Origin of the sequence: Vibrio sp. SCSIO 43086, from assembly GCF_051132235.1 — a bacterium.
Taxonomy (GTDB): domain Bacteria; phylum Pseudomonadota; class Gammaproteobacteria; order Enterobacterales; family Vibrionaceae; genus Vibrio; species Vibrio diabolicus.
In genome coordinates, this window is sequence record NZ_CP072678.1 from 128,838 (window position 1) to 148,403 (window position 19,566).

The 19,566-nt window shown below is 44.1% G+C and carries 18 protein-coding genes and 2 tRNA genes; 8 read left to right on the top strand and 12 right to left on the bottom strand.

What is annotated here, in order from left to right; translation table 11 throughout:
- Window positions 1-18: 18 nt before the first annotated feature.
- Window positions 19-399: a cystatin family protein gene (locus tag J8Z23_RS16830; protein ID WP_005396397.1), complete on the bottom strand. Its 381-nt coding sequence runs from the start codon at window positions 397-399 to the stop codon at window positions 19-21.
- Window positions 400-713: 314 nt separating this feature from the next.
- Between J8Z23_RS16830 and J8Z23_RS16835 the strand changes: the two genes are divergently transcribed.
- The gene (locus J8Z23_RS16835; RefSeq protein ID WP_152814353.1) at window positions 714-1,247 is read left to right on the top strand and encodes a lipocalin family protein; all 534 of its coding nucleotides are present in this window, start codon (window positions 714-716) and stop codon (window positions 1,245-1,247) included.
- Window positions 1,248-1,461: 214 nt separating this feature from the next.
- On the opposite strand, the gene J8Z23_RS16840 is transcribed toward J8Z23_RS16835, so the two are convergent.
- From J8Z23_RS16840 to J8Z23_RS16860, 5 genes are all read right to left on the bottom strand, one after another.
- Window positions 1,462-2,457, bottom strand: a complete 996-nt coding sequence (locus tag J8Z23_RS16840; RefSeq protein WP_124007977.1) for a succinylglutamate desuccinylase/aspartoacylase family protein — start codon at window positions 2,455-2,457, stop codon at window positions 1,462-1,464.
- Window positions 2,458-2,565: 108 nt separating this feature from the next.
- Entirely contained in the window at window positions 2,566-4,098 is a 1,533-nt protein-coding gene (gene yfcC, locus J8Z23_RS16845; RefSeq protein WP_080936787.1) for a putative basic amino acid antiporter YfcC, read from the bottom strand.
- Window positions 4,099-4,301: 203 nt separating this feature from the next.
- On the bottom strand, window positions 4,302-4,622 hold the full coding sequence (locus tag J8Z23_RS16850) for a c-type cytochrome (RefSeq protein WP_005396401.1): 321 nt from the start codon (window positions 4,620-4,622) through the stop codon (window positions 4,302-4,304).
- A gap of 79 nt (window positions 4,623-4,701) precedes the next feature.
- Complete coding sequence (gene ltaE / locus J8Z23_RS16855) at window positions 4,702-5,706, bottom strand: low-specificity L-threonine aldolase (RefSeq protein ID WP_104972667.1); 1,005 nt, start codon at window positions 5,704-5,706, stop codon at window positions 4,702-4,704.
- 22 nt (window positions 5,707-5,728) lie between these two features.
- Window positions 5,729-6,244, bottom strand: a complete 516-nt coding sequence (locus tag J8Z23_RS16860; protein WP_170891756.1) for an NUDIX hydrolase — start codon at window positions 6,242-6,244, stop codon at window positions 5,729-5,731.
- A gap of 268 nt (window positions 6,245-6,512) precedes the next feature.
- Here J8Z23_RS16860 and J8Z23_RS16865 point away from each other — a divergent pair, with 268 nt between their 5' ends.
- The 6 genes from J8Z23_RS16865 to dld all read left to right on the top strand — a co-directional run bounded on the left by J8Z23_RS16865 (window position 6,513) and on the right by dld (window position 13,261).
- Complete coding sequence (locus J8Z23_RS16865) at window positions 6,513-8,174, top strand: ATPase RavA domain-containing protein (protein WP_237308625.1); 1,662 nt, start codon at window positions 6,513-6,515, stop codon at window positions 8,172-8,174.
- A gap of 9 nt (window positions 8,175-8,183) precedes the next feature.
- The gene (viaA, locus tag J8Z23_RS16870) at window positions 8,184-9,638 is read left to right on the top strand and encodes an ATPase RavA stimulator ViaA (protein ID WP_434635577.1); all 1,455 of its coding nucleotides are present in this window, start codon (window positions 8,184-8,186) and stop codon (window positions 9,636-9,638) included.
- 206 nt (window positions 9,639-9,844) lie between these two features.
- Window positions 9,845-9,918 (top strand) — tRNA-Cys (locus J8Z23_RS16875).
- Window positions 9,919-9,955: 37 nt separating this feature from the next.
- A tRNA-Gly gene (locus tag J8Z23_RS16880) sits at window positions 9,956-10,031 on the top strand.
- 236 nt (window positions 10,032-10,267) lie between these two features.
- Window positions 10,268-11,170 (top strand): LysR substrate-binding domain-containing protein, encoded by a 903-nt coding sequence (locus tag J8Z23_RS16885; RefSeq protein WP_434635578.1) that lies wholly within the window; start codon window positions 10,268-10,270, stop codon window positions 11,168-11,170.
- A 384-nt stretch (window positions 11,171-11,554) separates the two neighbouring features.
- Window positions 11,555-13,261 (top strand): D-lactate dehydrogenase, encoded by a 1,707-nt coding sequence (gene dld, locus J8Z23_RS16890; RefSeq protein WP_434635580.1) that lies wholly within the window; start codon window positions 11,555-11,557, stop codon window positions 13,259-13,261.
- A 60-nt stretch (window positions 13,262-13,321) separates the two neighbouring features.
- Here dld and J8Z23_RS16895 read toward each other — a convergent pair whose 3' ends face one another.
- The 3 genes from J8Z23_RS16895 to J8Z23_RS16905 are packed head-to-tail and all read right to left on the bottom strand — an operon-like array spanning window position 13,322 to window position 15,865.
- The gene (locus tag J8Z23_RS16895) at window positions 13,322-13,795 is read right to left on the bottom strand and encodes a GNAT family N-acetyltransferase (RefSeq protein WP_395193762.1); all 474 of its coding nucleotides are present in this window, start codon (window positions 13,793-13,795) and stop codon (window positions 13,322-13,324) included.
- Complete coding sequence (locus tag J8Z23_RS16900; RefSeq protein WP_434635581.1) at window positions 13,788-14,711, bottom strand: ornithine cyclodeaminase family protein; 924 nt, start codon at window positions 14,709-14,711, stop codon at window positions 13,788-13,790. Before J8Z23_RS16900 ends, J8Z23_RS16895 begins: the two co-directional genes overlap by 8 nt.
- A 2-nt stretch (window positions 14,712-14,713) precedes the next feature.
- Window positions 14,714-15,865, bottom strand: a complete 1,152-nt coding sequence (locus tag J8Z23_RS16905; protein ID WP_253651195.1) for an alanine racemase — start codon at window positions 15,863-15,865, stop codon at window positions 14,714-14,716.
- A gap of 112 nt (window positions 15,866-15,977) precedes the next feature.
- Between J8Z23_RS16905 and J8Z23_RS16910 the strand changes: the two genes are divergently transcribed.
- Window positions 15,978-16,895 carry a LysR family transcriptional regulator gene (locus J8Z23_RS16910; protein WP_253651194.1) on the top strand — a complete coding sequence of 306 codons (918 nt, stop codon included), beginning with the start codon at window positions 15,978-15,980 and terminating at the stop codon, window positions 16,893-16,895.
- Window positions 16,896-16,976: 81 nt separating this feature from the next.
- On the opposite strand, the gene J8Z23_RS16915 is transcribed toward J8Z23_RS16910, so the two are convergent.
- The 3 genes from J8Z23_RS16915 to alr form a co-directional block, all read right to left on the bottom strand.
- Window positions 16,977-17,285, bottom strand: a complete 309-nt coding sequence (locus J8Z23_RS16915) for an AzlD family protein (protein ID WP_012842209.1) — start codon at window positions 17,283-17,285, stop codon at window positions 16,977-16,979.
- Entirely contained in the window at window positions 17,282-18,013 is a 732-nt protein-coding gene (locus J8Z23_RS16920) for an AzlC family ABC transporter permease (RefSeq protein ID WP_167427542.1), read from the bottom strand. Before J8Z23_RS16920 ends, J8Z23_RS16915 begins: the two co-directional genes overlap by 4 nt.
- A 317-nt stretch (window positions 18,014-18,330) precedes the next feature.
- A complete protein-coding gene (gene alr / locus J8Z23_RS16925) occupies window positions 18,331-19,560 on the bottom strand; it encodes an alanine racemase (protein WP_434635583.1) in 1,230 nt (409 codons plus the stop codon).
- Between the last annotated feature and the right edge of the window lie 6 nt (window positions 19,561-19,566).

Below are 19,566 nucleotides of genomic sequence, written 5' to 3' on the forward strand. Positions count from 1 at the left end.
GGCTTTCTTACTTAATCGCTACTGTTCGCAAAAGTGGCCTTCTTTTGGCGATTGGGTAATCGCATACTCACCATCTAGGTTGCGATAAACAACTGTATTCCAAATAGAGCCATCATCCAATTCAAACTCAATGGCATAGTTGACGCCGCTAACGATTTGCGCGTGAACGTTCAGTATTTGTTTGAACGACGCTATTGTGTCCATTCTTTTCAAAACAAAAGCCATTGCCTTTTGTGCATCAGGGGTAGCATTAAACTCATTCCACCCACCTGGCATGTTTCCTTGTGTATTACATACATCTGCCGAGGTTGTTAATTGTGTCGCTTGGCTTGGGTTTTCCTGCTGGCAACCTGCAAGCAATACCAAAAGTGCACAAACTGACACTGTTTTTAATTTCATAACAATAACCTCTGTCTATATCGCGACGTATTATAGGAGGGGGATATGACAGCGTATGTCTATATTGTGCAAAGTTTCTATATGCATACGGTTAAATGCTGACAAAATATACAAGTATGACCAACTTGTAAGTAAAACATAGAACAATATTGTTAGGGAATTGCTGACATAACGAGGTTTTGGTGTTCAGCATGCTATTGATAATGAAGAACTGTGATGTGTAGCTACGTACCTTTGGGACAGTAGTGCGACTTAGTGATCGATTTGCTACCTTCTACAGTAAAATCAATCACTAAATCAAATTTAGGTGTTGTATGAAATCGCTAAAAACATTATTACTTTTATCACTTGTTACTTTATTTGGCTGTACCTCTAAACCTGATGGGGTGGAGCCAGTTAACAATTTTGATTTAGAGCCTTATCTAGGCAAGTGGTACGAAATCGCACGGCTCGATCATTCGTTTGAGCGTGGTCTATCCAACGTTACGGCCGAGTATCGGCTTCGCGAGGATGGTGGGGTTAAGGTGACAAACCGCGGATATTCAGAAGAAGATCAACAGTGGTCCGAAGCTGAAGGTAAAGCTTATTTTGTTGAAGACGAAACGGTTGGGCACTTAAAAGTCTCCTTTTTTGGGCCAATCTATTCTTCTTACATTGTGTTTGAGCTAGGTGAAAACTACGACTATGCGTTTGTCTCTGGTTACAACCACGATTACTTGTGGCTATTGTCTAGAACACCCAACGTTGATGAGAAAATCCTGGAGCGTTTTAAGCAGGTTGCTAAAGAGAAAGGTTTCGCGTTAGATAAGCTAATTCTCGTTGATCAAGAGAGTGGACGACAGTTTTAAGTTCATCAATGTGACTTCTAAAAACAACAGAAGCGAAGTTTCTGTCTAGCGGTTTTGAGTTTTGCTTGGAATATTTTTGTTACCTTGTTACCTTGTTACCTTGTAACCTCATGTGGTCAAAAATATAGCCCCATCATTTGTGATTACTCGTGATGGGGCTTATATAAATTTGAGTGAGCGTCGAAAGGTAGATCTATCGACAAACGGTTATGGTTTACTTAATCAAACGAACGATCAGAGAGCCAGGCGCCCGAATAGATTCCACATTGTGGCTGAGCACTGTACCACTTGTAGGGGCGGTGTAGCGCTCAACTTCAGTGCCAAAGCTGTCGTATTGAATCGCAACCAGTTGGCCTTGCTCGACAAAATCCATCAAACCGACATGAGGTAGTACAAAGCCGCCATGTGTCGCTTTCACACTGACGATCTCGTTTCCTTCCAAGCATGAAGTGATAGGCTCTATCTCACCTTCTACGACGTTATGCTGCTTCAACACATTTAAAATGCCTGATACGGTTCGACTAATGAGTTTTTGCTCTGTGTAGCGCCCCATACCCACTTCAACCGTAATGCTTGGGACACCATGGTTATTCCAAACGGTTTCAAGGACGCCAGCATCTCCGGGATCATTTAAAATCGCATCAGGATTAATGAGACGAGCCATTTCTAATGATTGCTCAATTCGGAAGTCTGCAAACACGTATAGTGGGTAGGCCGCACCACTGGTTTGAGTGTGAAGGTCAATGGCTAAATCAGCATTTGGCTTGAGCAGATCATTCCACAATGCATATAAGTAGCGTTGTGCCTCATTGCCGTTTTGGTCACCAGGGAAAAAGCGGTTTAAGTTTGCAGGAGACGCATCCGGGTCTGCGGAATAGAAATCGCGGCTGTGGTTTAGCATACCTGGCATGTTAATGGTTGGAACAATCGTGACAGTACCAGCGACTTCAGTGCCAATGAGTTCTCTAGCGGTCTTCTGCGCTGCTAACACACCATTATATTCATCACCATGAACCCCTGCGGTGATCATGATTTTCTTGCCAGGTTTTTCACCTTTGAATACTAAAACAGGAAGATGTTGCCACTGAGAGAGCGCGTTGGTTGCGATGCGGAACCAAAACTTATGCTCACCCGGACCTAGGTCTGCTACATTGAGAGATTGAATCACTTGATGACCTTGAATCATGTCATCGAGAAGTTGTGTTGCCATTAAAGTTACCACTCCAAAACCATAAGCCAATCTAAAACCTTAACGTCGCCATACGAAGAGTATTAATAAGGCGAGAACGTGTCTCGCCTTGTGCCAATTGATTTCGTTTTACGCAAACCCCATTATGTGAGCTGCGATAACGACGACACTCGACAGGGTAAAGAGTAATAGGATAAATCGCCAGCAGAATTTTGCCCAGTCACCCCAGTCGATGCGGCAGACACCAAGTGTTGCCATCAAGGATGCTGAAGTAGGGACGATAACGTTGGTAAAACCATCTCCAAGTTGGAATGACAAAACGGCAACTTGGCGCGTGACACCTGCAATATCCGCCAATGGCGCTAATAAAGGCATCGTCAGTGCCGCTTGTCCAGATCCGGAAGTAACGAAGAAGTTGAAGATAGATTGGAATACATACATTAACCATGCCGCAGCTACGTCAGGAAGCCCACTGATCACGCCGCCAGCACTGTTCAGAATAGAATTCAGTACACTCGCTTCATCGGTCGTACCGCCACCTAGGATAAGTAACACACCTTTCGCACAACCAACCAATAGAGCAGGAGCAAGCATAATAGCCGCCCCCTCTTTAAACGCATCGGCTGCGCAGTTGAGCGTCATACCGTTTAAGCGAAAAATCGTACCGATGATCGCGACAACAAAGCCCATAGTGAAAAATTGAGAAGCGATTTCTGGGATGTACCATGCGTTAGCGACTACGCCCCAAACAACCCATACTGTGGTCGCGATGACCGTAAGAATAACGAGTGTATCGCCGATATTCCAACGAGAATCTTGATTGCCAAGCTCTTGCTGACGGAAGTATTTGTCTGTGCGGTGACTGTAAGAAAGTTCTGGGTTTGACTTCACGCGAGCGGCGTAGATCATGGTGAAGGCGATACCGATTAACGTAAAGCCAGCCCATAACCCCATGCGCACTGTCATGCCGGATAAAACAGGTACTCCCGCAATACCTTGTGCAATAGCAACAGAGAAAGGGTTCATCCAAGATGTTGCGAAACCAATTTGAGTCGCCACGTAGGTCACCATTACCGTAGTGATACCATCGTAACCAAGGCGAACCATAAGCGGAGCGATAATAATCGCAAATGCTACGGCTTCTTCACCCATACCAAATACCGCACCGCCCAGAGAGAACAGCAAAAATAGCACTGGAATGAATAGCGCTTCGTTACCTTTGGTCTTATCGATAAGGCGCAAGATACCGTTGTCGATGGTGCCTGTTCGCATTACAACGCCGAAAGCACCACCGATAACCAACATGAACATAATCACGCCGATCGCGCTGCCCCATTTAGAGCCTGAAACTAGCCCTTCGAATGGGAAGTTCATTAAACCAATGCCACCACCAGAAGCAAACAGGCCAACCTTGTTGTAAACCAATTCACCGTTTTCGTCGGTTGCATAAGAGAAAGAAGATGGATCGATAACCGTGCGAGTTTTTTCTGCACCATCGACCATATAAGTCACTTGCTGACTGTCAAAATGGCCAGCAGGAATTAAGTAGGTAAGAATCGCAGCGAGAATACCAACAATGAAGATCAAAATGAGGGTATCTGGCATCTGCCATGATTTGGGTGTAGCAACCGAGTCTGCTGGTTGCGCATGTGTGTGAGACATAACTTACTTCACGTTAAATTCAATGAAGCATGAAATATCAATAAACCAGAATAAAAAGTCAATATTAATGGAAATATTGAACTATAAATTCATAAAATATTTGAAGTGAAGTCATTATGATTATTTTACAAGCAAAGCTTGGTTAAATGTTTTGGCTCGGTTCGGGGGCTCACAAGCTCTTGTTGTGAGCCGAGATAAACAAATCATTTGTCTTGCGTCTGTTCTGCATAAAATGCAGCGACATCACGAAGATCCTCATCATTTAACATTCTTAATTGTGCGCCCATCATTTCGGCAAGCGGCCCTTTACGTTCGCCTGCTTGGTAAGACTTCATCGCATCGTATAGATACTGGGCATTTTGACCTGCAAGATTTGGATAGGCATCATTACCTGCGACGCCTGTTGCACCATGACAATAGACGCAGCTAGGGGATTTGATTTTACCTTTATCAGCATCACCAAAAGGCGCGGCATGGCTAGCGGAAGAGAAAATAAGAGAGGTTAGAAGTACAAATCTGAACATGAAGATTGTCTATTCGCTAAAAAGTCATATCGATACAATAAAGCTTCCCCTTAGGGGAAGCTCAATGATCAAAATCAAACTAAAGCAGAGATTTAATGCTTGATAAGAAATTGTCGATATCTTGCGCTGAAATGTCTTTATGAGTCACGAAACGAATGGGGTTTCCAGGTGTTATCGTGATATTTTGTTCCTTTAGTTTCGCAGCGATATTTACTATGTCCACTTGAGGATCAAGCTTCGCGAATACAATATTCGTTTGAACAAATTCAGGGTTGACTGAAAAACCAGGCAGTTCAGCTAAACCTTCCGCTAAGGTTTTTGCGTTGGTATGATCTTGTTTTAGCTGTTCCACTTGTTCGGTAAGGGCGAGTTTGCCTGCTGCGGCAAGAATACCCGCTTGACGCATACCACCGCCGACCATCTTTCTTAAGCGACGTGCTTTTGCGATGTACTCTTTGCTACCAAGCAGTAACGAACCAACAGGGGCAGCCAAACCTTTCGACAGACAAATCGTCATTGAATCAAAATACTGACCGATTTCTTTTACCGGAACATCAAGCGCAGCGGCTGCATTAAAAACGCGAGCGCCGTCGAGATGCATCTTCAAATTGTTCTTATTCACGAAGTCACGAGCTTCTGCTAAGTAAGACAGAGGCAGCACTTTACCATTAATCGTGTTTTCTAAGCTGAGCAGCTTGGTACGAGCAAAGTGACAATCATCTGGCTTAATCGCCGCTGCCAGTTTATCAAATGGGAGTGTGCCATCTGGGTTATTTTCGACTGGTTGAGGTTGAATTGACCCAAGTACTGCTGCGCCGCCAGCTTCGTACTTGTAGTTATGTGCTTGCTGCCCACACAGATATTCATCTCCGCGTTCACAATGCGCCATTAGGCCGAGCAGATTGGCTTGCGTGCCTGAAGTGGTAAACAAAGCCGCTTCGAATCCTGCAAGCTCTGCGGCAAACTCCTCAAGCTCATTGACCGTAGGGTCATCACCATAAACATCATCCCCAACGGGGGCCTTAAACATGGCCTCTCGCATGGCTTGGGTAGGCTGTGTAACGGTATCTGATCGAAAATCCATGAATGTCTCCTTGGTCAAAGTCCTAAATATATCCGCAAAGGCGCGCTTTGCTTAAACAAGCGATCGTTTTGGCATCGGTAATTGTGCCATCAATAATCTTGTCTTCGAGTTGTTGGAGTGACAAGGTAACAACCTCAATCACTTCATCTTCATCACATTCGTAACGGTTGGTTTGGCTGAGCTTCTCAGCAACAAATAGGTACTGTATCTCATCACAAAATCCGGCAAGGGGAGTGACTTGGCCGAGAGAGGTGAATTTTTCTGCACTATAGCCCGTTTCTTCTTCTAGCTCTCTTTTCGCGCAGCAGAGAGGGTCTTCATTGCCTTCTCTTGTACCAGCAGGAAGCTCCAAAAGCCATTTATTAAGTGAAGGGCGAAATTGATGGACAAGAACTACCTCACCTTCCGTTGTAATAGGGAGAATCACCGCAGCGCCCGGATGATGGATTGTGGTGTGCGTAATTGCCTGTCCTGTAGGAAGCATAACCTCTTCTTCAATCAGAGAAATTTGCTTCCATTTATGAACTATTTTGCTCATGCAGTTATTAACCCTAGCTGTTACCGCATTTTGACGTTTTTCGACATTAACCACAAATGGTGGGAAACAAAAGCAAAAAATGTTGCAACACGACGAAAGCGTTTGCACTTTCAGTGAGCTGTATCTCATAAATGGAAACTTTGATTGCTGGCTAAAGAAGGGGGTAAGCATCTGCTATAAGGGGAATTCAACAAAATACATTTGTAACAAAGTTATAACAAGTGTATAAAAATGTTAACGCAATACCAGTTCAGCAGCCGGAGAACGTATGACACAAACCTTATTTGCCTCAAATGCCGAAAAAGCGCTTCTCTCAGAACGCATCAACAAGTTGGCTAAAGCGTTAACGGATGGCGTTTATGAACGCGAACATACCATCAAGCTCTGCCTCCTTGCGGCACTTGCTGGTGAAAGTGTTTTTCTTTTAGGCCCACCTGGCATTGCAAAAAGCTTAATTGCCAAGCGACTTATCCAAGCGTTCGATAATAGCAGTTACTTTGAATACCTGATGACTCGATTCTCAACACCTGAAGAAGTTTTTGGGCCACTGAGTATTCAAGAACTCAAAGATAACGGTCGTTATGTTCGCTTAACTAAAGGGTATTTGCCAACCGCACAAGTCGTATTTTTAGATGAAATCTGGAAGGCGGGCCCCGCCATTCTGAATACATTGCTGACAGTGGTCAATGAGAAAACGTTCAAAAATGGCAGCGATATTGAGCGTGTGCCAATGCGTTTGTTGGTATCGGCGTCCAATGAACTGCCAGATGAAGACAGTGGTTTGGATGCACTCTATGACCGCATGTTGGTGCGCGTGTTTGTGAATCGAATTCAGAATAAACAAAACTTTAAGTCGATGTTGACGGTAGGCACGTCACAAGAGGCACAAGTGCCAGAAGGGCTAGCAATAACAGATGAAGAATATCATCAATGGCAACAGCAGCTCGACAAGCTGACGTTAACCGATAATGCATTCGAGAAGCTTTTCCAGCTTAAAACGATGTTAGAAAGTAAAGTCGAAGCTCAGTTTGGCGATGTCGCTAATACCGACATGTATGTGTCTGACCGCCGCTGGAAGAAAGCCGTGAAGTTGTTAAAAGCGAGCGCGTTTTTTAATGGTCGCGATGAAATCAATCCGCTTGACCTTCTACTGTTGCAAGATTGCTTATGGAACAGTCCTGAATCGCGAGATGTGGTACGTGAAGTGGTTCAAGAGTTCGCCTTAAAACATGCATTTGATCAACAAGACGCGGAGCAGGAAATCGAGTATTGCCGTGAGTCTTTGGTTGATGTTCAACATGAACTTGAAGATGCCTACCGCATGACGTTAACGTCTGAAGCGGCAACGGGTATTTTGCGCAAAGAAACCATGCGCTTTGATACCTCTAAAGCCAAGATGTACAAAGTTGGCGCAGCCGTTAACTTAGTTAAATTGGTTGTCTTGCAAAGCAACATGTCGGTTTCAGAATCAGAGAAAGGCGATAGCCGCTGGGTTTACGTGCCAAAAGATGAACTAGACCGAGTCATCAAAGAAGGACACGGTGATGTGTATGGCTACGTCAATCAAAACACCAACATGTGTCGTTTACGATTTGATGTTGATGCCGCAAATAACCTAGTTATTCGTGATATCGCAAACCGAGGCATTCTGGTGAGCTTAGTGACTCAAGAGGGTTTGGATGTAGAGCTTTACCAAAAGTGGTTAACGCAGAGTGAAAAAGCCGTAAATCAACTCAGTGAAGCAGAGCACCATATGCGCAAGGTAAAAGCGAATTTCCATGATGCGCTTCCGCATAGCTTTGTTGATCCTGAATTACCACGCCTAATGGAGTCGAGTCTGCAGCAGGTCAGTCAGAGACTTGAGTCTATCCAAGCTGAAAGCGAGAAAGTTATCCAACGCTTTAAAAACTTACATCAGTTTTTCTCATAAGGAGACGACATGCTAGGTGCAGACGGACTTAACCTCGCGCTGATGGTAGCCGACTCTGGCATCATCGATAGCGCAGTTAATGATTTAATGGCGCGTTCACAAGTCATGATGATGGCGGAAAACCGAGGCGTTAAATCTTCAGTCAAAGGCCACTTATTAAAGTGGCGAGGCAGTGTTAAAAAACGGATTACCAAGGTATGTGAGACAGAGCGTTTCCAACAAGAGCTGTCTTTATATCAAGAGGTCATTCACTGGGATGAAGAGGCGTTTTTCGAAAACATCGAAGATGTGATTAAAAAGCTTGAGTGGAACTCCGCTTTTTATATGCAGGCTCGCCGAATGATGGAGAAGAACAAGGGGATGAATAATCCCATGTTCCCACATTACTTCTGTGATCAATGGTACCAAAGCCTAGCCGATGCGATTAAGCAAGCGCAAGTAAGCGAGCTTGAGGCCAATAAAGAGAAAGTGCTGAATGACCTGTATCAGCGTATGGAGACCATGCGTAATATGGATAAGGTCACGGAGTCGGGTGATGCTGAAAGTGTAGGGCGCTTATGGGATATGGCATCTGCCAAGTTGAGCAAAACTGACTTAACAGTGATGAAACGCCATGCGGAGTTTCTGAAGAAGCACCAAGGCTTGCAAGAAATAGCCGAGCAACTTGGTCGTATGGCGGGGCAAGTGAATGATCCCGAACTTAACCGCGCGCCTACCGAAGAGCTACAAATGATCGAAGAGAAGAGTGATGAAGCGACAGATGATATTGTCGGCATTCACGAAAGCGATGATTTAAATAAGCTACTTCCCAACGAAACGATGTTTTTGGCGTATCCTGAACTCGAGGTCGTGTTCTATAAACACTTAGTCGATAAACGACTTATGAACTACCGTACACAGGGCAAATCGCGCACGTTACGTAAAGTTAAAGCTCACCGACCTGACAACAAAGCGGTAGATATCGAAAAAGGTCCGTTTATTGTGTGTGTGGACGCGTCCGGCTCAATGAGCGGGTTTCCTGAGCAATGCGCCAAAGCCATGGCTTATGCGCTGATGCAAATTGCATTAGCGGAGCAACGTGATTGCTATGTCATTATTTTTTCGACGGAACACATTACGTACGAGCTAACCAAACAAGATGGTCTGCGCGAGGCGGCGGACTTTTTAACTTATAGCTTCCATGGTGGTACAGACTTAGAGCCAACTTTGATCAAATCTATCGACTTGATGAGCGGTGATAAGTACAAAAATGCCGATATGGTGGTCATTTCCGACTTTATCGCGCCAAAACAACAAGACGAGTTGCTTGCCAAAGTGGATGCGCTTAAAGCGAAGAAAAACCGTTTTCACGCGATCAGCCTATCTAAATACGGAAACCCGGCATTGATGTCGATGTTTGATCACACATGGTCTTATCATCCTAATGTTGTGGGCAGGTTGCTTAAACGGGTCGGTAATTACTAAGTGACATTGAAATTCTATTGAGTAAAACGTACAGGAAGCTAGATTTATATTGCTTCGTTTTAAGCCGATAAGATCGAACTTTGGTCTAATTGGCTTAAAAGAAATCAAACAAACAGAAAATGAAAGATTTTTGTTTGACTATCTTCTCTCAATCCGTAAAGTAGCCACCAACGCAACGGGGAAGAGCCCTGAAGCGAAGTAAAAAAGGCGCCTTGGCAGAGTGGCTATGCAGCGGATTGCAAATCCGTGGACCTCGGTTCGACTCCGGGAGGCGCCTCCATTATTCTTTTGAGAGTGAATGGCTTTCGAGAATCAATGCGACACTAGCTCAGTTGGTAGAGCGCAACCTTGCCAAGGTTGAGGTCACGAGTTCGAACCTCGTGTGTCGCTCCAAATTATTCAGATATGGCAATTGCGGTATCTCGATGCCAAGTGCATCAACTTAAAACCAGCGAAAGCTGGTTTTTTTGTATCTGAATATTGATAAATTTACGCCATCTCAATTTCTTGAACTGTGGGTATAACCCTTGTTTCTGTCACCAGTTATGTTGTTAAGTGTGACCCGATATTTCGCAGATTGACCAATATCCGTTTACAATGTCGGTCTCCAAAGGATTTGACGAAGACGCATGAGAAATACCGACGATTACATCATTTTCTATCACCTGATCGAGCAAGGCTCATTCAGTGCTGCTGCAAGACACATGTCATTGACCAAATCGGTTGTCAGTAAACGCATCGCCAAGCTTGAGCAAGAGCTTGGTGTACAGCTTCTTTACCGAACAACGCGAACGTTAACGTTGACTGAGGCAGGGCGGGCGTTCTTTACTCATGCAAAAGCCGTTTATCAAGCGGTGGCAACGGCAGAAGAATCCATTGTGGGGTTGGGTAAGAATTTATCTGGAAACATTAAAGTTTCTGTACCCACTATTTCTGGTGAGTTAATTCTTCCTAAAGTGATCAATGAGTTTAATCAGAAATACCCTGACATCAATATCGACATGGATCTAGATAATCGTTTCGTCGATATCGTGAATGAACGTTTTGATCTGGCAATTAGAACGGGTGTGTTGCCAGATTCTAGTCTGATTGCAAGAAAGCTGGTGGATGCGAATTGGATTATTTGCGCGTCACCCCAATACCTGGCTAAACATGGCATACCTAAACAACCTCAAGCCTTGGATAAACACAATTGTTTAGTCTATTCCTACCAAGAAACCGGAGCGCATGAGTGGGCGTTTAAAGATGGAGACGAGGTATATCAAATCACCGTCGACGGTAACCTCTGTACCAACAATTCTTCTGTATTGAGAAATGTGGCGTTGTTAGGGCAGGGAATCATCTATGTACCGCGTGTCTTGGTTTATGAAGACTTAAAGCAAGGCCGCCTGATTCAATTGTTCAAAGATGAAACCGCCAAATGTTTGGGTATTTATGCAGTGTATCCTTACACTCGTCAACAACCAGAAAAAATTAAGATCTTCATTGATCATCTATACACCAGCTTTCAAAGTCAAAATCATCGATTTTAAGACAATAACTCAACACCAATCGTTATGTTGGTGTTGAGTTATTGTTTCCATCTTCATTTCTAATAATTCTTATAAATTTAGAAGCTTAAGCTTTCTCCTTGTTTTATCACTAATATTGATAACAAGATGCTGCGCACAACTGTTAACAAATGGTTTTGCTATTGTTTCTTTTAAGAAACGGTCTGTTTCTTGCGTTAAATTTTCCGAATGTGAAAGATAAGTGACAGAAAAATAAAAGAATTATTTTGTTTGTTGTCTATTGGTTAAGTGTTGCTCGCCTGCCTGACATAGACGCCGAGAAATGGACTGCTTATAGTGGCTCAAACGCCCATTACCGTCACTAAACGGTGATGTGAGCGAAGTACAATAACTAGAGATACGGATATGAAACAAAAGCAGCTGATTGACGAATTTAAAACTATCGTTGGGGAAGAAAATGTCCTAACCGACGAGGTTAAAACAAAATACTACCGCTCGGGTTTTCGCTCAGGTAGTGGCACTGCGCTTGCTATCGTGTTTCCTAATACTCTTGTAGAACAATGGAAGATCATTAAACAGTGCGTTGAAGCAAACTGCATTATTATTATGCAGGCTGCCAAAACAGGTTTAACAGAAGGCTCAGCTCCAAGTGGTAATGATTATGACCGTGATGTGGTTGTGATCAATATTACCAAAATCAAGAAGATTCACTTATTAGATGGCGGTAAGCAGGCGGTATGCTTGCCTGGTGCAAGTTTGCACTCATTGGAAAAAGAATTGAAGGCGGTGAACCGAGCGCCGCACTCTATCATCGGTTCTTCATCATTAGGTGCCACTGTGGTTGGTGGTATCGCCAATAACTCAGGCGGTGCGTTAGTCAAGCGTGGTCCTGCTTACACCGAACTGGCGATCTATGCGCAGGTCGATAAGCAAGGCCAATTACACCTGGTTAACCACCTTGGTATTGAAGGGTTAGGTGAAACGCCAGAAGAAATTCTGACAAACCTGCAAGAAGGAAACTTTGACCCAGCGAAGATCATTCATGACGAGCGAATGGCATCAGACAAAGAATACGATGAACGTGTTCGAGACGTGACTTCTGACATTCCTTCTCGCTTTAATGCCGATGAACGTCGATTATTTGAAGCCAGTGGCTGCGCTGGCAAATTGGGTGTTTTCGCCGTTCGAGTTGATAGCTACCCAGTACCCGAAAAAGAGCAGGTTTTTTACCTTGGCACCAATGATCCTGCGAAACTGACGAAGCTGCGAAAAGATTTCTTATCTACGTTTGAGAACTTGCCTGAGATGGGAGAATACTTGCATCGAGATATCTTCAACATGGCAGAGAAGTACGGCAAAGACGTCTTCTTATCCATCGACTTATTAGGCACAGATAAGCTGCCAAAAATGTTTGCACTTAAAGCTAAAGTAGAAAATGTCTTAGAGCGCGTCCCGTTTGTTAGTAAATACCTGCCGGATACCATTTTGTACTACGCGAGTAAGTTGTTCCCACAACATTTACCAGAACGAATGCTGGATTTCCGTGATAAGTATGAGCATCACCTGGTATTGAAAATGAGTGATGGTGGTATTGCTGAAGCGCAAAAATACCTCAAAGAAGTTTGGGTTGTTGAAGACGACTGTGATTTCTTCGAGTGTACGCCGGAAGAGGGTAAAAAAGCTTATTTACATCGCTTTGCAGCAGCAGGTGCAGCAATTCGTTACGAGACGATTCACCGAAAAGACGTAGAAGACATCGTTGCACTTGATATCGCTTTGCGACGTAATGATGAAGAGTGGCTAGAAACTTTACCGGAAGAGGTGAGTAAGAACCTTGTTCAAGCGCTCTATTATGGTCACTTTATGTGTTATGTATTCCATCAAGATTACATTTTCAAAAAAGGGACCGACACGAAGTTGATGAAAAAGCTGATGTTAGAACACCTCAATAGCCGTGGTGCTAAATACCCAGCAGAACATAATGTGGGTCACTTGTACGAAGCTGAAAATTCGCTGCAGAAGTTTTACCACGAGCTAGATCCAACCAACACCTTTAACCCTGGTATTGGCAAAATGGACAAATATAAGCGCAATTGTAACTGCTGTGCATAAGCATTGAATATTCATCAAGTCAACCTGGTGGAACACTATATGGCCGACCAGGTTGGCTTTTTACTCTTTGACGCTAAAAATCAACTCTATTTCATCATCAAGTCTTCTTCCTGTTGGGCTAAAACCAAGCTTTTGGTAAATATGGAGAGCATTCCCCTCCTCTTTATCCATTGTGGTCAGGGACACGCCTTGTAAACCGATAATGGAAGCGTATCGTTTGCTAAAGTTAATCGCTTGATTTCCCAATCCCTTTCCTTGAAAACGATGGTCAATCATGACGCGCCACACGTACAAATGATCCTTTTGAAAGTGATCATCGAACTTGTCGAGTAGTCTTGGATCGATAAGAGAGATGAGCCCTGCTGGCTTGTCGTCTAAATAAATGCCGTAACTGACGCTATCGTCGTTGAAACTTGCCTCTGCAAGCCATTCTGCGTTATTAGCAATGAGATGTTTTTGGGACTCTTCCACGGAGAGGTCGATAATGTCATCGATGGTGTTACCGTTTATTTTTAAAAAGCCAACGTTATTCATGGTAATCTCCCTTGGATAGGTATTTATCTAAAACCATTTGCGCAACATAAAGATCTTGATAGGCAATTCCTGAGCTATCAAAAATAGTAATGTCGTTTTTGTTCCTTTCTTTTAATTGAAGCTTGTCACCGATCTGATAGATCTCTTTATCTGGCGCATGCTGGAACTCACCAATCGTTTTGGACTGAGATAAATAATCACAGTAGAGGGTGGTGTTCTCGAATAGCGATGGTGGAAGTTCCTGTTTTCCTATTTTATCTGCTCCCATTGCAGAAATATGAGTTCCAGGTTTTACCCATGAAGATTCAAACAAAGGAGCGGTGGACGCTGTAACGGTAACAATAATATCTGCGCTTTCACAGGCTTCTTGAGCGGATTTGATGTCTGTTGTTAACCCTTCTTTGCTTAGCTCTTGCGCTAATTGGTTGGCGTTAGTCTGATTTCTACCAACAATCAGGACTTTAGATAGATTCCTAACTTTTGAAATGGCAAGCGCTTCGTATTTAGCTTGATGACCTGTGCCAAATAACGCGAGTACAGATGAATCTTGTCTCGCCAGTAGATCAACAGCGATGGCATCAGCTGCTGCAGTTCGGTAGGCATTGACCAAACTTGCTGACAAAATGGCTTTCATTTCCCCCGTATCCGGTGAAAGAAGAAAGATATGAGTACCATGGTTTGGTCGCCCAAACTGATTATTGCAAGGCCAATAGCTTCCCATTTTCCAACCAAGTAATTGATTTGTGCATGCTGATTTGAGTGAAAACATTGAGCCTTCGATCTGGCCTGATGCGTTAACGACCGGAAATATTGATGAGTGCTGATCTTGTACTGAAGAAAATGCCGCTTTGACCGCTTTGTATGCCAGTTCGTGAGAAATTAACGCTGCTGTCGTTTTTTCATCTAGATAAATCATGTTTACCACCCTGAAACACGTTGCCATTGCTCAATTTGACCCTCGACCAAGTCAAAGACATAGTATTTACTGTGCATCGCGCTTGTAGAACATGCATGATTTGGGACGATGTGTACTCTAGAACCAATGGGAAAACATTCGAAGTCGATCTCGCTTCCAGAAGCCGCTTCGAGTATGCCGTGCTCTTGATTTACCTGCACGACTTTCAGTATTTGATTCTCTTGGCCGTTCGGTTGGAGAACCACGCCATAACATTGTTCGTCATGGCCTTTATCTAAAGAAAGAGCCATCCAACCAGCATCAACAAATATTTGCCCCCTCGATTTGTTGTGTCCAATAACACTACTTACTACTGAGATTGCGATATCGTTTAAGGTACACACTCCAAGCCGATGCATCACTAAGTCAAACAACGAATAGACGCCAGCTCTGACTTCTGTGATTCCACTTGTGTTTGTGTATGAGCATGCCGTCGGGGTAGACCCCACGCTGACTATATCGCAGTAAATCCCAACCGACTCGAGGCGTTTCGCTGCAAGTTGTGCAGTCGCTACTTCATTACTGGCGGATTGGTTTAACGCTTCTCGAGACTTACAGTGGTAAGACTCACCTGCGTGGAGCATCACCCCTTTAAAATCGGCCAAACCCTTATCTAAGCTATTAGCCATTGCAATTAGGGCTTCGGAATCTGCACTTACACCACCTCGGTGTCCGTCGCAATCAATCTCTATCAGACAGCTAATAACACACCCACGTTCTTGACAGTAGCTGTTAACGAAATCGACTTGTTCCATGCTATCAAGTAAAACCACAATACTCATACCACGTTTCAGTAGCAGTTCGACTCGCAATAGCTTTTCTTTTGATATGCCAACAGCATAGAGAATGTCTTTACAACCATAACTGGCAAGCTGTTCTGCTTCTTCAAGGGTGGATACAGTGATTGGATCCTCTATAGAGTCAATTAAGTACGGAAGCGCATCTAACGATTTTACTGTCTTAAAGTGGGGCCTAAGTGGTGTGCCTAGTTTCGACATATGGCTGCGCATTTGAGTAAGGTTGCTCAAAAATTTTTGTTTGTCCAAATAGAGAAATGGTGTGCCAATAGCATTGTATTGTTTTTCTAAATTAGGGTGTTCTGTATGCTTAATCATTTCATTTACCTAAGCTTGCAAAGTGAAATTAACTATTGATGAAATGATTATGAAGTAGGAAGAAGTTGAATTATATTAACAAAAATCTACTTATACATTAGGTTGGAAGTTAATGTTAACGACAGAAGATATTCGATTTCTTGTGGTAGTTTCTAACCATAGGACATTGGCAGATGCGGCTCGTGCGCTCAATATAACGCCTCCATCAGTCACTCAGCGTATTCAACATATCGAAAAGAAGCTATCGCTTAAGTTACTTCAACGGCCTTCGCGCATAGTTAGCTTAACAGAAGAAGGGCGCGTTTTAGTCGATACAGGTAGTTCTATCCTTGAGGATTTGGATGAACTCACCGATAAACTCAATGAAAGCAGAGGGGATGTCAGTGGTCGTCTAAGAGTATTGGCGCCCCTTGGCTTTGGCAACGATGTGATAGCACCTTTATTAGGTGAGTATAAAAAAGCTCATCCGCGCCTAGAAGTGGAGCTAGAGTTATCAGATAAGCCAAACTGGGCCAACCATCATAAATGGGACATTATCATCTACATTGGTCACCTGGCGGATTCCAGCCTTAAGATGGTGAGTTTAGCCCCAAACAAGCGCTTTGTTTGCGCTTCGCCGGAGTATTTATCACGTTATGGACAGCCTGAAACTCCGCAAGATCTTAAGATGCATCAATGTATTGCGTTGAGAGAAAATAATGAAGATGTCACGTTGTGGAGCTTTACTCATACAGTCTCAGGAGCCATAGAAAATGTTCGAATTCGTCCTTCACTTGCAAGTAATGAGGGCAGAGTGATTAAAGACTGGGCCTTAAGAGACTTAGGGATCATCATGCGATCTGAATGGGATATTCAGTCACAGGTTGATAGTGGTAAATTAGTGCGATTATTACCAGATTACGAGCTTCCAAATGCCGATATTGTTGCCCTCGTGAGTTCTGCTGCGCATGAGAGGTCAGCGCGAGTCACTGGCTTTTTATCTCTCCTAAAAGAGCAATGCCAAAAAGCGCCGTGGTTAAGTCGAGACTAAGTTGTCGTGGTTAGTTTATAAGGCGCGGTTAAGCTCACAATCGAAGAATGTGAGCTTAAGTAATTATCTAGCTGAGGACGGTTAAAGAGCACGTACCGCGGCGGCTGCGATGATGCCAGCTGCAATTGCGGGCAGAGGCTTTTTCACGATGAACATAACGACGGCAGTAGAAAAAAGTGCTGCTCTAGCACCGTTATCACCTTCAACCGCTAGTGGGGCTAAAAGGGCAACTAATACGGAACCTGACATCGCAGTGATGAAACGTTGAACCCGTTCGCTAATTGGAATAAATGACATAACATACACTCCGCCCCAGCGGGTTATGAGCGTGACTAACGCCATAGCGATGATGATAAGCAGTGTGCCACCTACGCTCGTTTCGATGTTCATGCTTTTTTCTCCTTCCAACAAGCACCTAAGACTCCACCAGTAATGGCGCCAACCACTACGTGGCTATTCTCTGGTAAATACCAGTACGCCAACATAGAAGAGGCTGCTGCTGTGGCCCAAATTGCAAAGATTCTTAAGTCTTTCGGCCCAGCCACCACCATAGACAGCAGGAAGCATCCCATAACCATATCGAGTCCGAGGCTCACCGGATCTTTGATTGCGTTACCAAAATAAATGCCGATCCAGGTGCCAACAATCCAAAAGGACCACATCGCTAAGCCGCCACCAACAAGCAAACCAAAACCTGGTTCTTTTCTACCAAATGCATTGAGTGCCATTGCCCAGTTCGCGTCTGATGCTACTAGCATTACACCGTAACGTTTTGTCGGTGGGAGTTGTCGTAACCATGGATAAAGCGTAGCGCCCATCAAGAGGTGACGAGCATTAATAGCAAATACAGTAATAAGCACTGGAATCAGAGGTACTTCTGCTCCCCACATTTCTAGCGTGGCAAATTGTGAAGCACCGGCGAAGACCAGTGTGCTCATCAACATAGTGGGAAATACATCTAGTCCAGTTTGTACGGCGGCAACACCGAATGCGAGGCCAAATATGACCACAAACATGGACAGAGGTAAAAGTTGGGTGAAACCGTTCCACACGTCGATCCGGGTAAATTCGTGCAACTCTGATGAGGAGCGCTGAAGATGTTGAGTATTTTCTGTCATAGAGATACCTAGCCAGCAGGCAAAAAGGGCAGTGCCATATGAATGCGTTTGTTATTCTTTTGTAAACTTCATGTTTAACATCAATTGAAATGGCTTTCAAACACTAAGTGCTATATAAAAAAACAAGTATACCTGAACGACTTTAAGATGAAGGGGTTAGAGGATTTGTCACTTGCTAGGGCTCAAGGAAAGTAACGCAACGCAAATAGCAAACTCTGTTCAATTGAGAAGAGCACGGATTGTTACAGATTAGTATATAAGTAGGAAAGCGAGCACGAGGCTCGCTTTTTCGTTCTGTTACGAACAACTGAAAGGGTTTATTTTACGTAGACACGAGGGTTCGCAGCCCCCCAAACCGTGTATAGTTCTGGGAAGATGACCTCTGCATGTTTTTCCATTTCTGCTGCCGAAATCGTTTTGCCTTGCTGAGAGCCAAACAGTACAACTTCAGAACCAGGCTCAACATCTTTGATACCTGTAATATCAACCATGGTGGTGTTCATTGAAGCCACACCTGCAACTTTTGCTCGTTGGCCATTGATCAGTACTTCTGCCGTATTGCCCATTTTTCGTGGGTAGCCATCAGAGTAACCAACAGGAATGTTCGCCATTAGGCTTTCTTTGCTCGTTTTGTAGCTGCTGTCGTAACCGACAGTGCTATTTTTTGGCAGATGGTGAACGGATGCCACGCGTGTTTTGAAAGACACGATAGAAGGGTACTCAGGGTTGGTTGGCAGATCACCGTATAAAACGCCACCAGGACGAACCATATCAAGCTGTGCTTCAGGAACATTAAGTGCAGTGTAAGAGTTGGCCACGTGCAGCAAAATATCTTCGCGTTTTAGGCCCGCTTCTTTAATCAGCCATGCAGAGCTGTCTTTGAACGAAGATAACTTTTGACGAACTTCGTCTGCATTGTAGTTAGGGAAATGAGTCATGATGCCAACAATATTAACGCCAGCTTGTTGAGCGATTTCTAGCGCTTCTTGCTTGCCCGCTTTTGTTGTCATATCAACGCCATTTCGTCCCATACCACCGTCGTTAAGAGCAAGGTGAACTTTGATTTCTTTACCCGCTTTCTCTGCTAGCTTAGACAGTACTTTGGCTTGCTCTGCAGTGCCAATCAGCTCTTCAATATTTAAGTCGATTGCAGCTTCGATCTCGCCAATATCCGCCGAGCGTACACGCATAAGTTGACCTTTAAAGCCACTGTCGCGAACGGTCTGTGCTTCGGCGTTACTTGCAACGGCAACGCAAGGGATTTGTTGTTCGATAATAGTCGGCATCAGGCCCGCGATGCCATTACCGTATGCGTCGGCTTTCATCACGGCGCAGATTTTCGTTTTGCCATCCATGTGCGACTTGAACTGCTCAATATTATCGCGGAATTGACCTAAGCTTATTTCCAGCCAAGCGTTAGCGCCTTGAACTTGCTCTGCTTTTACTACAGTGTTGCTAATTTGAAGAGGGGCAGCAGTAGCTTGCATCGCAGGAGCAACGGTTGCAGCAGCGATAGTCAGTGATAGTAAGGTTTTATTTAAGCGCATAAAGTC

Bases quoted from the DNA above. Each gene is read 5' to 3' on its own strand.
- alr (WP_434635583.1), bottom strand. From the start codon at position 19,560: ATGCGCTTAAATAAAACCTTACTATCACTGACTATCGCTGCTGCAACC.
- yfcC (WP_080936787.1), bottom strand. From the start codon at position 4,098: ATGTCTCACACACATGCGCAACCAGCAGACTCGGTTGCTACACCCAAA.
- J8Z23_RS16835 (WP_152814353.1), top strand. From the start codon at position 714: ATGAAATCGCTAAAAACATTATTACTTTTATCACTTGTTACTTTATTT.
- J8Z23_RS16920 (WP_167427542.1), bottom strand. From the start codon at position 18,013: ATGACAGAAAATACTCAACATCTTCAGCGCTCCTCATCAGAGTTGCAC.
- J8Z23_RS16910 (WP_253651194.1), top strand. From the start codon at position 15,978: ATGTTAACGACAGAAGATATTCGATTTCTTGTGGTAGTTTCTAACCAT.
- dld (WP_434635580.1), top strand. From the start codon at position 11,555: ATGAAACAAAAGCAGCTGATTGACGAATTTAAAACTATCGTTGGGGAA.
- J8Z23_RS16850 (WP_005396401.1), bottom strand. From the start codon at position 4,622: ATGTTCAGATTTGTACTTCTAACCTCTCTTATTTTCTCTTCCGCTAGC.
- viaA (WP_434635577.1), top strand. From the start codon at position 8,184: ATGCTAGGTGCAGACGGACTTAACCTCGCGCTGATGGTAGCCGACTCT.
- J8Z23_RS16915 (WP_012842209.1), bottom strand. From the start codon at position 17,285: ATGAACATCGAAACGAGCGTAGGTGGCACACTGCTTATCATCATCGCT.
- J8Z23_RS16830 (WP_005396397.1), bottom strand. From the start codon at position 399: ATGAAATTAAAAACAGTGTCAGTTTGTGCACTTTTGGTATTGCTTGCA.
- J8Z23_RS16895 (WP_395193762.1), bottom strand. From the start codon at position 13,795: ATGAATAACGTTGGCTTTTTAAAAATAAACGGTAACACCATCGATGAC.
- ltaE (WP_104972667.1), bottom strand. From the start codon at position 5,706: ATGGATTTTCGATCAGATACCGTTACACAGCCTACCCAAGCCATGCGA.
- J8Z23_RS16860 (WP_170891756.1), bottom strand. From the start codon at position 6,244: ATGAGCAAAATAGTTCATAAATGGAAGCAAATTTCTCTGATTGAAGAA.
- J8Z23_RS16840 (WP_124007977.1), bottom strand. From the start codon at position 2,457: ATGGCAACACAACTTCTCGATGACATGATTCAAGGTCATCAAGTGATT.
- J8Z23_RS16905 (WP_253651195.1), bottom strand. From the start codon at position 15,865: ATGATTAAGCATACAGAACACCCTAATTTAGAAAAACAATACAATGCT.
- J8Z23_RS16900 (WP_434635581.1), bottom strand. From the start codon at position 14,711: ATGATTTATCTAGATGAAAAAACGACAGCAGCGTTAATTTCTCACGAA.
- J8Z23_RS16865 (WP_237308625.1), top strand. From the start codon at position 6,513: ATGACACAAACCTTATTTGCCTCAAATGCCGAAAAAGCGCTTCTCTCA.
- J8Z23_RS16885 (WP_434635578.1), top strand. From the start codon at position 10,268: ATGAGAAATACCGACGATTACATCATTTTCTATCACCTGATCGAGCAA.